At 73.3% G+C, this 16996-nt stretch carries 1 protein-coding gene (only partly in view); it reads right to left on the bottom strand.

All coding sequences use genetic code 11. The annotated features are described in order from the left end of the window. Positions 1-91: 91 nt before the first annotated feature. A protein-coding gene (locus tag ABZ562_RS05010; RefSeq protein ID WP_361474166.1) for a lonely Cys domain-containing protein crosses the window boundary here: on the bottom strand, positions 92-16996 show its final stretch. The gene runs 78774 nt beyond the window's last position; only the last 16905 of its 95679 coding nucleotides appear in the window; its start codon lies beyond the right edge, outside the window — the gene reads right to left on this strand; its stop codon occupies positions 92-94.

Below are 16996 nucleotides of genomic sequence, written 5' to 3'. Positions count from 1 at the left end.
CCATCGGTGTGCGTGGTGCGGAAATCTGGATCAGTTGTCGGTCGTCCGGGCGGAGAGGGCCCGGAGGGCTTGACTTCACGGCTCCGTCTGGTCACATCCCTCCCAGCCGGTTCCCGTCCTCCCAGAGTGCCGCCTCGAACTCCGCCATCGCCGCTTCCAGCTCCGGGAAGGCCGCGGACACGTCGCCGACCCCCGACCAGGCCCGCCGCAGCAGCGACAGGCTCTCGGACACGGCGCGCAGGCGGGCCACGGACTCCGGCAGGTGGGAGTTGTCGCTCGTGAGGAGGTCGTCGATCTCCCTTTGCAGGCTGTCGAGAGCGCGCGCCAGCGTGCGCCTGGCGCCGGGGGTGGACGCTGTGGCGGCCCGCTTGACGGCCGGGACCAACGAGTTCAGCGACGTCCAGCGCGCTTCGAGCCTGCCGGCCTCCTCGACCGCCTCCGCCCGGGGCCCGGTGCCGGCGGGTTCCTGCGACAGCGGCACCGTGGCGCCGAGTTCCAGCTCGATGCCGAACTCCGCCCGCGTGGAGAGTGAGTGGCGCGGTGGCTCCGGCCGCGCGGCGACATCGCCCGGGGCCTCGACCGTGGGAGCGCCGGCCGGCGCGGAGGAGGTCCGGCCGGTCGCCGGCGCGTCCTGCTGTCCGGCCGCTTTGTCCTGCTTCTTCCAGCGGGTCTGGACCCACTTGCCCCGTTTCCCGTCGCCGTCCCTCCGGTGCGCCGCGATGCGCAAGCGTTCCGACGTATCGGTCCCGACCACGTCGAGGGGCGCCGTATAGCTGTAGGCGAACCGCCCGGTGCGGTGGGAGTACGCCTGGGACACCGGGCGCTGCCGCCCCCCTCCGGGACCGGTGGTGAGGAAGACGGCCGGGGTCTTCACGGGGATCGCGTGGAACCTCGTCATGAGGTCCGTCAGGGCGAGGAACTCCCCCTCGGACACCGGTACGGGGCCGAGTCCGGGCAGGTGCAGCACCATGCCCCCGGCCTGGTCCGTATCGGTGACCAGCAGGATGGGCATGTCCGTCTGCTGCGCCCGCCACATGGGCTGGTACGGCCTGGTCGTTCCGCCGGACTCGGCGGCGACCTCGTCCACGCTCTCCCAGGTGATGCCGTTCGGTGCCGGCCTGCCACTCCAGTTGACGCCCCGCAGGGTCTCGCCGCCCGCGTCGGGCGCCGTGTTCTTCAGCAGGATGGAGTCGTCGAACGCGCCGTTCTCCTCCAGGTGGTACGCGGCCAGCACATCGGCGTCCGACACCCGCGCGCCGCGGGCGGCGGCCCTGGCCGTCACCCGCCACAGCTCCTGGACGTTCGGCGCCTCCCACGGGGTGCCGGGCGCCAGGTGGAGCACCTTGCGGCCCAGCTCCTCCGCCTTCGGCGGCGGCAGGGCGAGGCGCTGGGACGCGGCGACGCCCGCCCACAGGGCCCGCGCGACCTGCCGGGGACCCACCGGCGTGGAGTCGTCCAGTTTCAGCACGGCCCGTACGTGCGCGTCACCATCCTTCGCCATCCGGTCGAGGGAGTACACCAGGGCGGGGTCGGGGTCCGGGGTGAGCCGGGCGTCCGGCCGGTCGGCCAGCCGGGCGCGGGCGTCGTCGAGCACGGCCAGATAGTCGGCCCGGCTCGGGGCGAACCCGCCGGCCCGGCGGGCGAGGAACGTCCACAGGCCCAGGCGGAAGGGCGTCAGCCCGCTCAGCTCGGGGTCGTTCGCGCGCATCCGCTCCAGCGCGCCGATCCCCTGCAACGCCGTGAGGTACTTCGCCCGGTCGTCCTCGATGCCCTTGCCGAGCATCTTCCGCAGTGCCCGCACCAGCCGCAGCGTGGTCGCGCGGGTCTCCGGTGACACGGGCCCCGGGCCGGTGTGCAACTCCGCGTCCCGCGCCAGAGCGTCCAGTTCGTGGACCAACGGCTCCGGCCGGTGGGTCACCCTCCTGGCGACCTCGCCACCGGGGCTGTCGAACACCACCCTGCCATCGGCGTCCGCACCGGTCTGCCGGGTGTAGGTGCTCGCATCGTGCCGGCTCTCGTTGGCGACGTGCTGGCCGAGCGGCACGTCCTCCAGCGGGTCCTCGACGAAGGGGGCCGGCGCGGTCGAGGGGTGGGGGCGTGAGGGGTCCCCTTCGGACTCTCCCCAGCACACCACGACGTCCAGCACGTGGCCCGGGGGCAGTTCGGCCACCTCTTGCAGCCCGCCGAAGTAGCGACCCGCGTCGCGCGTGCTCAACCAGACCGTGCGGCCGCGCACGCTGAGCCCCACCCGGCCCGGTTTGCCGTGGGCGACGATCGTGTGGACCGCCGCGTTCGGGGGCAGCTCCTCCGACCCGGTCTCGGCGAAGCCATCGGCCAGCGGCACGAGGTGCTTGAGCCGGCGGGCGGAGCGGAACAACCGGTACCGCTGCTCGGCGGTGCGCCGCCCGGGCTCGTCGTCCCGGTGCGACTCCAGACCGAAGCGCTCGTGGTTCTCGTCCACCATCGGCATGGTGTCCACGTCGCTGTCGCGGAACCTGGTACCGTCCAGCGCCGTCCACACGCGGTCGGTGTACGGGACGTTCTCCCTCGGCGGATCGAACGGCGCCCAGGCACCCAGCGGCCGGTCGGGGCCGGGATCGGTCAGGGCGAGAACGTGCGCGTCCAGCCGGTCGTCGTACCGCAGGCGTCCGTCGCCGCTGGGCGCCCACACCCGCCGCCCCAGATGGGTGGCCACCGCGCGCTGCAACGCCATGTACCTGCGGCGGGCCGCGTACGGAATCGCCAGCACCACCGGTGTGTTCCTGGGCAGCTTCGCCAGCTCCGGGTCGCTTCCCAGTTCCTCCGCGAACTCCTCGTAGCTCAGCTCCCGCCCGTCACGCGTCCGCACACCGTCCGCGGTCGGCTCACCCCCCACCACGTACGCTTCGCCGCCCCAGGGCGCGGGATCGTCCGACACCCGCTCATCCGGCTGTCCCGCCCTGACCCGGTACGACACCATCCGGTCGACCCGCACCCGGTCGACGCGCTCACCGGTCAGGTTGCGCCCGCGCACCGCTCCGGAGGCGTCGCGCAGCAGGGTGGCCGGTGACAGCAGGGGGTCGGGCGCCGTGTGGTCCGTCGTGGGCGGGGCGGCGGTGTCCGACGGCTGCGCCGGGGCTGTGGCCGCGAAGGTGACCGTGGAGCCCGGGGGCGCGGTGGACTGCCCGGCCTGGGCACTCGCCGGCGGGCCGGCGAAGGTCCATGCGGCCGGGGCCTGGGTGGCGGGGTCCGGCAGGGCGATGATGCTGAGCGGGGCGGTCGGGGCCGGTGCGGCCAGTCTCATGGGCGCGCCGTAGCTGAAGGCGGGCCGTCCGGTGCGGTCGTAGAACCGCCGTGCCAGGCCTCCCGGGCTGCCGGGGCCGGTGGTCAGGAACAGGGCGGGGGTGGTCAGCGGGATGCCGTACCACCTCGGGTCGAGGGCCAGCAGCTCCAGGAGTTCCGCCTCGGGTACGAGGACGGGGGCGCGACCGGGCACGCGCACGCCCATCCTCCCCGCGTGATCCGCGTGGATCACGTACAGCAGTGGCGTGGGCTTCCCCTTGCCGGCCCAGGTGGGGTTCACCGGATGGGCGTTGGGCCCGTTCGGGCCCATGACGAGGTGGCGGACGTCCCCGCTGTTGACGCCCATGGGCGCCGCCAGCCCGGCGAGGTTGAGGCCTTGGACGTGCTGCCCCTGCTTCAGCAGCGTGGCCGGGCCGAAGGCCCCGGCCTCCACGAGGTCGTAGGCGGCCAGCAGATCGTGGTTGCGGACGTTCATGCCCCGGGCGATGCCCTTGGCCATGAGCGCCCACAGGAATTCCTGCCACGACGCGTCCCAGGTGTCCATGGGGGTCAGATGGAGCACTCTGCGGCCCAGTGCTTCGCGGTCCGTCGCGGATGTCTCGTCCAGCAGCATGGTGCCGGCAGCGGCCACCGCCCACAGGGCGGACGCGCGCTGCTTGGAGGTCACCGGTGCGTTGGGGGCGAGACCCCGGATGTGGCGCACCAGGCTGTCCCCTCGGGGCGCGAGTCTTTCGAGGGCGAGCCGGAGGACGGGCGCGGGCACCTCGGTGGTGAGCCGGGCGCCGGCATCGGCCGCGATCCGGCCCCGGGCGAAGTCGAGCAGCGCCAGATATCCGGCCTCGTCCGGAGCCCTGCCGCTGTGGTGCCTGGTGAGGAAGTCCAGCATGTCCAACCGGACCGGCGTGAGCTGGTTGATCTCCGGGTCGTTCGCGCGCATCCGCTCCAGCGCGCCGATCCCCCGCCACACCCTGAGGTACTGGGCCCGGTCGTCCTCGATGCCGTTGCCGAACACCTTCCGCAGCGCCCGCACCAACCGCAGTGTGGTCGCGCGGGTCTCCGGTGACACGGGCCCCGGGCCGGTGTGCAACTCCGCGTCCCGCGCCAGAGCGTCCAGTTCGTGGACCAACGGCTCGGGGCGGGCGGTGACCCGGCGGGTGACGGTACCGCCGGGTGCCTCGGACAGGACACGGTTCCGGGGGTTCAGGCCAGTGGGCCTGGTGGGCGCATCCGTGTCACGCCGGCTTTCGTTGGCGGCGTACTGGAAGAGCGGCACGTCCTCCAGCGGATCGTCGACGTGCGGAGCCGGCTGGAGCACGGAGACAGGCTGCTTCGGGTCGCCGTCCGTCCCGCTCCAGCAGACCTCCAGGCCTATACGGTGCCCCTTGGGCAGCCGGCGCACCTCCGGCAGCCCGCCGATGTAACGACCGGCGTCCTGCTTGCCCAGCCATACCGTCCGGCCATTGCGGAGGACCAGTTCGAGCCCGCCCGGCGTCCCGTGGCCCGCGTAGACGTAACACGCCGGGTCCGGAGTGATCTCTTCGGTACTGACCGTCCGTTCGACGCCACCGGCCGGTGCGACGTGCGCCATCCGCCGCATCCGGCGGTACGTCCGGAACAGGCGCTCACGTCGCCGCAGGTCTTCCGGCACGGAGATCCGGCCGAAGTGCACGTGATCATCGGAGAGCAGCGGCCGGGTGTACACATCGCTGACCCGGAACGTCGTCCCGTCCAGCGCCGTCCACTCACGATCCTCGTACGGCCCCCGTACGGCGGGCGCGTCGAACGGCACCCAGCCGCCGTGCGGCAGATCCGGGTCGCGGTCGACGATGACGGGGCGGTGCCCGCCCGCCGCCGCGTCGGGCTCCAGCCGGGCCGCACCGCTGGGTCCCCACACCTTCCGCCGCAGCCGGTCCTCCACCTCCTCCAGCATCTCCAGGTACTGGTCCCCCGCCTCCGACAGGACCAGCACCACCGGCACGTCCGCGGGCAGCGCCGCCAGCTCCGGATCGGCCGCCAGCACATCGGCCAGCCCCCGCTTGTCCAGCACCCGGCCGTCGGGAAGATACATCCGCCCGTTCTCGCCCTCGGCCCAGATGACATACGCCGAATCCGGCCACGGCGCGTCCTCCTCCGACACCACCACCGGGGAGGCGCCGGGCCGGGTCTCGATCAACCGCACCTTCCCGGGCAGCAGCCGGCTCACGGGCTTCCCCGTGAAGTTGCGACCCTGCGGCGTGCCGGACGGGCCCGTCAGCACCGTCCGCGACGACAGAAGGGGGTCGTTCGGACCGGTGAAGCTCCCCGACACGGGCGGAGGCGGAGGCGCCTTCACCGTGAGCGGTGGCGCGGAGGGCCCCTGCGGCGGCGGGAAGAGGGCCGTCTCCTCCGGCTGCGCCGAGTAGCCGCCGCCCGGGGCCCAGGCGCGCGGGGCGTGGTGGCGGGGGGTCAGGGGGAACCGGGACAACTCCAGATCCATCCCGACCGAGCCCGCCGCCGAGACCAGCAGGAACGGCAGGGCCATGGGCAGCGGAGGCTCGGGCCGGGCGTTGGCGGTGAAGTACGAGCTGATCGAGGATCGCAGATCGCTCCAGGTCAGCGGGGGCCCGCCCGCCCTGGTCAGCTCCAGGGCCCAGAACCCCCTGAGCAGCGCCCCGAACGCCGCCAGGTCGTTCTCCAGCATCGGCCCGTAGACCAGCCGGATCGCCCGCACCCACCGCAGCACATCCGGGGCGCGGCCCCGGTCGCCGGTCAGCTCCTCGGCCATCCGGCCCAGTTCGGCCGTACTCGGCTCGGGCCGGAAACCCACCCACCAGTCCCCCTCGGCGAGCTGGAACCGCGACGGCACATCCCCGGCAGCCGGAACCAGAACCGGCTCCCGCCCGCTCGCGGTCGTCCACACCCACCGGTCCAGACCGTCACCGCCTGCGAGTACCTGACCGGCGAGGGGACGCTCCAACGGGTCATGCGACGGCGGGCCCGCCAGGTCCGCCCCGGCCACCAGCACCGGCGACTGCGGAGGCAGCGCCGTCAGATCGCCGTCCACGGCGAACAGGAAGTCCACGATCCGTTCGTAGTCGAAGACCGCGCCACCACCATCGGACAACGCCAGGGAGGCAGCCCGGCCGTCCCCGCGCAGACCCACCAGATACGCCGCGTTGAACGGCAACGGCAGCGGCGCGCTCTCGGCCGTCACCGGCCCCGGCCGCACCCAGGTGAACTGCCCCGTACCGGACACCAGACCATAGGTGTTCTGCCGCCCGTCCCAGTCCCCGGCCGGACGCGAGGAGACACCCACCGGCTTGCCGTCCGGACCCCGGTGCTTGACCACCGATATCCGGTCCAGCTGGACACGGGTCCCGTCCAGCGCCACCAGCTCCGACGCCCAGTGCATGATCGGCGGCGTCCGCGCGGGGTCGTGCAGGACGCCGAGGGCGTTACGCGCCGCCTCGAAGATGGTCCGGGCCCGCTGCTGCCCGCCCGGGGGCACCTGGGGCAGCAGGTCGAACGCCTCCGCGACGGCGTCCCGCAGACGCCGCAGCGCGGGGTGGTCCCAGGGCAACGGGGTCCCCAGGGCGTAATCGCCCAGCGCGAGCGCGATGTCCGTGCTGTCCGACACGGTCATCAGCGTCCTGGTGGAGGCGCCGACCTGCAGTATGCCCGTCATCGCGGCCACCACGAGGAACCCCGCGACATCCCGCACCACCGGGTTGTTCACGATGCGCAGAACGGACTCGCGCAGGACGTCCTCGGGCAGTGGCGCCCGGAACCTCACCGCCCGCTCGTAGGCGGCCCGGCTGCGCGCCGACAGTTCCTCGACGGCCCGCGACATCTCCTCGGGGGTCATGTACTGGCCCGTGTAACCGAAGTGCCGCAGCTCCTCCAGGGCCACCGCGACCGCCAGCCGGCCGTCGTCGGTGTCCAGGGTCGGATAGTCGGCGTCGCTCATGCGGGTCGCGTCCCACTGGCTGACGGTGGTGCCCCGGGACGTGCGCCCGGTGAGGATGGCCGTCCACACCTCGCGAGGCGTCGGCACACCGCCGATGGCGGAGATGTCGAAGAACCTCGGGGTCACGCGCTCGCCCGGGGTGATGCGCCGCAGATAGCGCTCCATCACCATGAGAAGTTGCCGGGCGACATCATCCGACAGTTCGTCATGGCGCTTTTCGAGGAACGTCCGCGTGCGCGGCCGCAGCGCCCGCCGAACGCGGTCCGGAGCGTGCCGCGAGGCCGTCGGCAGGAAATTCTTGGGGATGAACGGGTCATCGCCCTCGCGCCTGGCCTTGTTGAAGACGGCGAAGAGCGGCCAGGCCGCGACGCTCTGGAAGCCCTGCCATCCGTAGCCCCAGACCTCGTCGATGTCCGGAATGGCCGCGAGGAACGGAACGAAGTGGTCTTCCACCACGCCGTGGCCGAGGACCCGGTTCACAAACGCGGTGGTGGCCGTCTGCCCGAAGACGCGCCCTGCGGCCGTCAGGCGGGCGACCGACGGATCGCTCAGCCACTCGAAGGCGAGGTCCTGGAGATCCCTGAGGCCGAGGACGGGGTATCCCACGGTGAGCTGGGTGTAGGAGGCCCAGTCGAAGCCCTCGGGAGCCGGGTTGACCAGCGCCTCCTTGCCCACGTCGGTGAGCGTCCAGCCGCCGAGGGGCAGCAGCACCTCGGAGAGCGGGACCGGGACCTGCCGGTCGTCCGCGATCCGCGCGGCGGCACGCGCCCGCCCCAGCTGGGCCATCGCCTGCTGCCGGGACTGCCGGCGCTCTCCCGGGAGGGCGGCCATCGGCTCGACGACGAACTCCCCGATGACGTACCTCTTCCGGACGGGTTGCTCCGCCCCCGGTGCCACCTGCGGCCGCCGGATGTGGAGCAGCCCGTCGGCCGTCTCCCAGAAGATGTGGGCCTCCGTGACGAGCTTGAGCCCGGGGCCGTGGGCCAGCACATGCGCCCCCCTGCGGGCCACCCCACTGACGAAGATGTCCCGGCGTTCCTCGGCCTCCAGGCCGACGGCACCGTAACGGTCCTCGATCGCCGCGTCGGGTGCCGCGTGCGCCGTGGAGGACGAGTGCGCGAACGGCGGCAGCGCGCGCTCCGCGACCCGCCCGGCGGGGTCGATCACCACCGCGCGGGCGTCGGACGGCGCGACCCGCGGCGGGCGAGCCGACACCCGACGGCCCTCACCGGCCAGCACGTCCACCCACACCACACCGTCGTCGCCGCCGAGGTGGTACGCCGCCCACGCATGGCCCAGCGCACCGCCCTGACGCCTCGCCAGCACGAACGCCACGGACCCCGGCCCGGTCGCGGCCACCGCGTCCGCCACCACATCCCACGAGCGCACCCCACGCCACCCGGGCCCGGCCGCGAGCGAGGACGCCGCCGACCTGACGCCCACCGCCGAGTCGTCCAGCGCCACCGCGGGGGCCACCCTCTGCGGATACAGCTCGTCCCGCAGCGTGTGCAGCAGCTCAAGGCACCGCTCCACCGTCGCCTCCTCGGACGGCGCCCGCTCCGCCACACCATCCACCAGCAGCCGTAACTTCTCGCGGCTCAGCACCGGCAGGGGCCCGCGGGCCGACACCGGGCCGGGCACCGTCGACGGCGACGTGGTGTCCGTACGGGAGTCCACGCCCCGCCCACCGGGCGTCTCGGTGGCCGGCGATGCCGGAGGAGCCGGAGAACCGGGCGGGAACGGAGGACCGGGAGGGGACGGAGGGGTCTCGGGACCGGGAGGGGTCTCGGGACCGGGAGGCGGCGGAGGGGACGGGCGGAGGAGGGGGCCCAGCGTGGGGTCGTCCTCCAGACCGTCGGCCAGCTTGCCGGTGTTCTTGTCCACCGGCAGCCCGCCGTAGAGACCGCCCGGCACCTTGATCCGTACGGTGCCGTGCGGCCCGTCGACGACCGCGGTCACATCGAAGCGGTAGGCCCGGTAGGGCCGCTTGCCTTCCGCGTTGCGTTCGTCGGTATCGCCCAGCGCGGCGCTTCGGCTCTCGCTGTCCTCCCAGTTCATGATGTCGATCGGCAGGCGTTCCAGCATTTTCTGATCGTCCAGCGGACCGCCGGCCTCGGGACCGGCCGCGATCCGCCAGCCGCTGTCACGGTGTGCCTCGTAGCTGGGTTCCTCGTCGGCCTGGTGGTACCGGCGCTGCTTGAGCAGTACGCCCTCCGGGGGGCCGAGGATCTCGGCGCCGTCCAGTTCCAGGCCCACGAGGGCGGACCGGCCGCCGAGCGGGACCCCGTAGGCGTGCCTCAGCAGCTGCTGGACGCGGGGGCGCATCACGTTGCCGCTGGTGCGGTGGTGGTAGCGCACGCCCGCGGTGGTGGTGCGGTCCAGGCCGGAGATCTGCGGCGGCTCGCCCACCTCGGGGGCGGGGGCGGTGCGGTGGCGTACGGCGGTCAGCTTGGCCCAGCGCCCGATCGACGCGGCGGCGGGCACCGTCCACGGGTGGAGGTTGCCGAGGAACGCGTCGGGCAGCGCGGGCGGGGCCGGTGAGGGGTCCGAGTGCCAGGTGACCTGCGTCTCGCGTGGTGCGGTGAGGTCGAGGGGCCACTGCTGCGGCCGGTCGGCCGGGGCGGTGAGGTGGCGGGGGACGAGCAGCCGCACGTCGCCGGCCACGAGCTGGTCCGGACCGTCGCCGGGGTCGTGCCAGGTGAAGAGGGACGGGCTGCCCTGGGGACCGTCGGCCCGGGAGACCAGGCGCGCCAGGGACAGCGCACCACGGGCGGGGGTGGTGAGGACTTCCGGCAGTTCGGTGGTCGTCCCCATCTCGACGCGGAAGGTGACGCCGTGTTCGAACTCCTCGGAGGGGTCCTGGGTGTTGGCCCGGTAGATTCCGACCTTCTTCTCGGCGTCCTCCTTCTTCGTGCCCCGGGAGGCGGAGTACTCGGCTTCGGCCTCGACGCCGCCGTGCCCCTTCTCGTTTCCGGCACGGGCGCGGACATCGACACCGGCGTCGAACTCCCAGCCGGAGTCGCTGCTCTCGGACTCCTCCTCAACCGCCTCGCCCCGCAGCGTGAGCTTGATCTCGTCGCGCGGACGCTGCTGATGGGGGCGGTCGAGCTCGGTGGCCGTGACGTTCACCCACAGGTAGCGGGTGGTCCCCCACGGACCGGGCACCGGGAACCAGCGCAGCACGCCCTCGTTGGTCAGGGCGTACCACTCGCTCTGCAAGGCCTCCGAGGCGAAGGCCGCCTTCAGGGACCGCTGGAGGAGGTTGGGGCGGGGTGCCGTGGCCTCGTCGCTCTCGGTGCGGATGATCCCCTTGGCGCGCAGCCGGTCGTTGATGGTCTTCAGGACGTCGACGCGCAGGAGCTCGGGGTGCGCCGTTCCGGAGAGCAGGCCGCTGTCGAGATAGGTCCGGGTCGTCTCGGTGGCCGTATCGGCAGCCGTCTCGCCGGTCGTCTCGGCGGCTGTATCCGTGGCCGTCTCGGTCGCGGGGGGAAGGATGTCGGACATCCGCCGCTCGGGGACGAGCAGATCGAGGGCCTCGGTGGCGCGCAGATACCGGGTCGTCTCGGTGAGCTCGTCACCGTGCCAGCGGACGTAGGTCAGTTCGAAGACCGGGTCGGTGCGCAGCGTGTGCACGGATCCGCCGTAGGTGGCCCGGGTGATGTCGATCCGGCCGGCGCTCTCGGACGTCCCCTTGCCCCGGTTCCTGGTGGCCGAGGCGCTGCCGATGACGGCCAGCCTGCCGCCGGGGCCGGAGGAGTGGTCACCGCTGCTCGCGTCGGAGCCGAACCGCAGCTGAGGGCCGACGGTGCCGGTCACGCCCAGGCCCCATTCACCCTCCTGCTCGGATTCGTACACGGCGTTGCCCTTGAGGTAGTGCTCGACCTCCGTGTCCGGGCGGGCCCCGAGGTCGTTCACGTTGTCCACGAGAATCCGCAGGCGCAGCGCCTGCTTGTACTTGCCGTCCTTCGCCAGTTCCTTCTCGTATCCGCCCTGGCCGACCTCCTCGCCGAAGTGGGAGGCGAGAGCCGTGGGGTGGGCCAGGTCGCGGATCTCCTGCGGCCACTCGGCGGGGTCGCCGAGCCAGGCGTCGATCAGCCTCTGCCGCGTGTCCTGGTTCCGTTCCCCGGCGTACAGCCGCTCGGCGTACATCCGGGCGCCGAGCCCGGCCAGCTCGGGCATGAGGTGGAAGACGGGGTAGACCCCCTGGGCTCCGCCGGAGAAGTCCAGCCGCCGGCCGGTCTCGGTCGGCGCCGTCCCCACGACGGTGTGACCGGCCGCCCGTGCCTGCTCCGGTGTGACCGGGGTGGCGGGGGCGTGCTCCTGGGGGACGACCACGCGGGCGACGAAGGGGTTGCGCCCGTTCATGAACCGGCGCCTGCTCAGCCAGCCCGGCTTCCACCGGCTCTTCTTCGCCTCGGGTGTGACCGTCCAGTACAGGGACATCTGGTAGCGGTGCTCGTCGACACGCTGAGCGGTCTCGGTCCGGCGGTAGCCGCCCGCGGCGCCGCCGTACTTGTCGCTCTTCTTCCTGGACCTGCTGATGACCCCTCGCACGGCACCGAACTGCATGCGTACGGGCGGAGTGGTGAAGTGGAGTTTGCCGAGCGAGAACTCGTACTCGGGGATGGCCAGACGGGCGCCGCCGCCGGCGGTGAAACTCACCCTCCAGCCCGTGCCGCGGACGCCGGCTGTCGTGGCCCCGGTGGCGGCCCGGGTGTTGACCTTCATGGCGAAGTCACCCTCCGGGCCGCCCTCGGTGACCGGATCGGCCAGCGGGCTGGGTCCGTCGATCCGGTGGCCCCACCTCGCCTTCGCGGAGACCTTGTAGCGGCGTCCGCCGACCTGGATGGTGCGGTGGATGCCGAGGAGCGCCGAGGCCGGGTCCCCTTCGAGGGCCGGCCGCCCGTAGAAGGCCGCCAGGTCCCGGTCGGCCTGGGCCCAGTCGCTCTTCTTCGCCGCCTTGGCACCGACGTCCAGGACGTGCAGCCGCTCGATGGCGTCCCGCAGGTCCGGCTGGAGGGTTTCCGCGCCCGGCAGGGCGATCGGCACGCCGAAGCCGAGGCCCCGGCGGGAGGCCAGTGCGAGCGGTTCCCGCGGGTGGGGGGTGAGCAGCCCCGCGACCCGCTCCACGGCCATCCGGAACCGGAACCGCGGCCCGGTCTCCGGCAGCCTCAGCCCCCTCCTCGGCGGAGAAAGGGAGACCACACGGTGCCGCGGGGCGTCCGGGCCGTCGGCCGCCGGCCGCAGGTCGGCGGTCCACCCCGCGCCGACGGTGCGCCGCACGAAGTGCTGGGCCTCACGCCGCGGGACGCTGAGTTCGCCTTCGGTGGTGACCTGCACCGGGGCGATCTTGTGCGTACTGGATTCCATGGTCACTTCGAGGCGCAGCCCGGCGCGGTAGCGGGACTGCTCGGCGAAGTCGTTGAGGACCGTGTGGCTCGTGCGCGAGGAGTCCAGGGAATAGCCGGTTCCGCGGCTCGCGCCGGATTTCACGCCGAAGGCCGGCAGGAGGCCCGACAGCTCGATGGACGGCTCGTCCTCGGAGTGGGAGGAGGCGTCCTCGTTCACCTCGGCCGAGGAGTCCCTGCCCGCGCCGACTCCGGCGGTGTTGTACCCGAAGCCGAACGCCGTGTCCGAACCCCCCTGGCTGTCGGCACTGGTGCTGTCGCCCGTGCCGATGTCGTCGCGGGTGGCGATCTTGCTGTCCCCGAGGTACTGGAGGCTGTCGATCTCCCGGCGGATCCGCAGATGCCCCCGGAACGTGCCGAACAGGGACCCGGAGACCTCGACTCCGTTGGAGGAGTCCCCGCCGGCCCACCAGAGGTAGCGGCTGCGGGCGGTCGGTTCGGTCAGGAAACCCTGGGCCCGGTCCATCGTGACCTGCCGCAGGATCTTCCTCACGGCCGGGGCGGGCAGCCCGGCGGCGCGCAGGTTCCGGTGCAGCCCGGCGATGGCGGGCGTGAGGTCGACCGCCTGGAGCAGTTCCCGGGCCTGGGAGGGGCGTGTGGCGCGGTGGTGCCGGGAGCGCTCGGCCTCGGGGGCGCCGTAGTCGGGGCGGAGCCCGTCCTCGCCCACGTAGGGGCTGGGAATGCCGACGTGGATCCGGTCGGCCACCGTGACCTGGTGGAAGACGGTCGGAGTGGCGTCCTCGCCGTCGACGAACACCTTCATCCGCAGACCGGCGCTGAAGGGGACGAGCTCGTTGATGAAGGGCTTGCGCCCGGACACGACGGTCCGCGACCAGCCGCTGTCCCTGGACTTGGAAGAGCCCACGTGGAGCTGGGGGGCGGGCACGGCGGCCGCGGACGCGATGATGTTCGTTCCCAGGCTGACGAGGCTGAGCAGGGTCGACTCCACTCCCTGGGCGGTCTCGTGCCCGCTCCGGCCGCCGGTCGTGGTGGAACCGAAGCCGACGGGGTATTCGTTGACGTCCCCCTTGATCCGGGGCAGGGGCTCCAGGTCGCGCAGCACGGGCCGCAGCCACACCAGCCGGCCGTCCACGACCACCGTGCGGCCGGCCGCGAGGATGTCGTCCCAGTCCTTCGGCTTGGAGGTGAGCAGCAGATCGCTGATCGCTGACCTGATGCCCGAACGCAGCGTGGTGTGCGGTCCGGGCCCCTGGAGGTCCAGGCGTGCACTGATCTGCTCCGCCCAGAAATCCGCCTCCTCCCGCCGGAAGTCGATGGTCTGCACCGACTTGGCGACGATGGCCTGGCCCATCGCCCCGTGGGCGAGGTACCACGGAGCGGGATCACGCGTCCCGGCAGCCGGTGCCGGGGCCGCCGTTCCGGTGGGCTCCGCGCCGGGGTCGCGGTCCGCGGTGGGCTCCTCCCCCTCGGGGGGCGTCACCACGATCGCCGGCACCCCGCCGGGCCGCGGCGACGTGCCCTGGGGGGCCGGGGCCGCGGGCGCGGGGGCGTGCGGCAGGGGGCGGTGCACGCCCTCCTCCTGATCCCAGAGCGCGCGGAAGGCCGCCCAGGTCTCGGCGTCCTCCCTGGGGTTGGCGGTGGTCCTCGCGGGGTTTCCGTACAGTCGCCGCAGCAGCGGGAACAGTGTCTTCTCGTGCTGCCGCACCCACGCCGCCCCGTTGTTGCGGGGCAGACCGGTGTACTCGTCCACGCCCCCGTTCGTCCCGAAGTAGACGTTGGTGAGCTGGGCGAAGTACTCGTACTCGTCCCGCGAGGAGTAGTTGGGCCCCCTGCCGTCGCTTCCGTACAGATCGCCGTCCGGCCACGCGGCCGCGCTCCCCCGCCGCTTCTTCGCGTGGTACGCGTCCCGGATGAGCTGTTGGTCTTCAGGGCTCAGATTCTGATGGATGGCATGCGCGTACTCGTGCCTGCCCGAGGAATAACCGTGCGCGTAGGTCGCGCCGAGCGGGCTGTCCTCGCCGAGGAGGTTCTCCTCCGTGACCGCCGTCCGGCCCCGCTCACCGTGGTGGACCCCGCGCGTCTCGTCGTACGGACGGCCGTCCCGCGCGTGCTTTCCCCGGAGGTCGTCGAACTCCTCCAGCGAGGTCATGGCCATGTCCTTGGGCACGACGACGACCCGTTCGCGGGCGAGCATCCTCGCCGCCACCGCGGGGTCCTGGAGCATCTGCGCCACCTGCGCCTCGGCCTCCAGACCCGCCGACACGTTCAGGTTCACGCCCGGCGGCACATGCACCGTCAGCTGGGCGACGACGCGGGCGAACTCGGGCGCGGGCAGAGCGCGGCGCAGGAAGTCCATCAGGGTCGCGTCCGACGCCAGCGCCTCACGGTCCGCCGCCGACAGCGGCGCCAGCGCCGCCCAGCGCCGCTCCGCCGGAATCCCCGGCAGACGCACCGCCAGGTCCGCCACCGCGGCGGACGGCCGCTCGGTCCGCCGCCGCGGCCCGGGGCCCGGCGCCGGCACGGTGGTGCCGGAGCCGGCCGACGGCCGCGGTGCTTCCGCCGGAGGGGGCGGCAGGAGAGGCAGCCGTCCGAACCGGCCGGGCCGCAGCGGCCGGGCCGGCGCCGCGGACAGGGAGCCGAGCAGGGACGGGCCCTCGCCCGTGCCCTCCGCGCGGCGGCCCGCGTCCAGCGCGGCGACGAGACCCGGCAGCCCGTTCCACGCGTCCGTATGGCGCCGCACCACGGCCGCCAGCCGCCGCTGGATATCGCCCAGCTGCCGCTCGATGGCATCGAGCTCGCCCCGGATCGCGTCATGGACGTTGGTCCTGCGGGTCAGCTCCTCGGCCGCCGCCTCACGAGCCTCCCGGGCCTGGATCGCGGCGCCCTTGGCACGTTCGAATTCCGCGTCGAGGGTCTGTTCCCGCTCCCGTGCCGCGTCGAGGCCGGTGCGGATCTCCTCGGCCTTCCTCCGCGCCTCGTTACCGGCCGTGAGGTGCTGCTGACGCTGCCGCCCGATGTCGGCCAAGTCCTGGTGCGCGGTGTAGGCGAGCTCCCTGGCCTCGGCCAGTTCCTCGTGATGGCGGGAGGCGGCGGCGGTGGCGGCGGTGTCGGCCGCCGGGGACGCGGCGATGAGCGCCTCCAGCCGTTCGACCTCGGCCTGCGCCGCCTGCCACCGCCCGGTCGCCTGCCGCTCCGGCGCCGCGGCGGCGTCGTAGCCGCGCTGCGCGTCACGCGCGGCCGCCTCCACCCGCTCCCGTTCCCGCTCCGCCTCCCGGATCCCGGACCGGACCCCGGTGAGCGCGGCCTGGACCGCCTTCCCGTGCCGGATGGCGTCGTCCTGGGCCCGCTCGGCCGCCTGGTGGGCGGTGGTGGCGGTGTCCAGTGCGGCCGAGGCCGTCTCCAGGGCCCGCCTGGCGCCGGGCTGCCGCCGCAGCAGCCGGGCCTCCAGGTGGCGCCCCGTGGCCTCGGACGCGACCGAACGCCCATGCGTGTCGATCGCCTCCCGCACCTGCCGCCAGACGTCGCCGGTGGCCGGTGTGACATCGGCGAGGGTGCCGTCCGCGGTGAACGGCCAGTTGCGCAGGCCCTCATCGGTGCGCACCACCAGTTCGACCGGCTTACCGGAGAGAGCGGCGGTCCGGGAGGCCGTGTACAGGGCGCGGGCGAGCCGCGTGCCGTCCGGGTCGTCGCCCAGCGCCAGCCAGAGCTGCGCCGCGTCGTCCTGCTCGTCGATCCCGTCGGCGAGCACCTCGGGCAGCTCGGTGAGGGGGTGCCGGGCCCAGTCGCGCAGGTCGTCGGCGTCCCTGTCGGCGAGCATGGCGGGCAGGTCGTAGATCCGCGGGCCGGAACGCGCGGGCGTGACACCGAACCCGAGCACATCGCGTTCCCACAGCCGCACGGTGGCGCTTCCGGTGACGTACCGGGTGCCCTCGGGGCCGTTCACCGTGATGACCGTGTCGACCAGGGCCTCGTAACTGCGCATGCCGCGCCGGTCTTCGGGCTCGGTCGTGTTGCCGATCCTGAGGCGGCCGAAGTCGAAGGCGGAGGCGTTGCCCCCCGAGGAGTGGGTGTGGGGCTGTTGCGCCGCCAGGGGCACTTGCAGGGCCAGCAGTTGGACGTTGCCGCTCACGAGGCTGTAGGTGCCGAGCTGGTTCAGGGCGAAGGAGCTGCCGGCCGACGACGTCGTCGAGGAGGCACGGCTCTGCTTGCGTACCCGGTCCACGGCGACGTCACCCGCGTCCGTGAGGGGCCGCGGGTTGTGCAGCGTGATGCCGAGGGACGGGGCGGCACCGGGCTGTGCCAGGGGCCAGCTGCCGGGCATCCGCGAGGTGAGGCCCGCCGCCGCGCGCGGCGCGTCGACCTTGATCTCGCCGGACTGGACCAGTTCGCCCAGACGGGT

The organism is Streptomyces sp. NPDC019937 (genome assembly GCF_040631655.1).
In the GTDB taxonomy this organism is placed as follows: domain Bacteria; phylum Actinomycetota; class Actinomycetes; order Streptomycetales; family Streptomycetaceae; genus Streptomyces.
The sequence above is the reverse complement of the archived record's forward strand: the minus strand, read 5'-3'. Positions and strand labels throughout refer to the sequence as shown.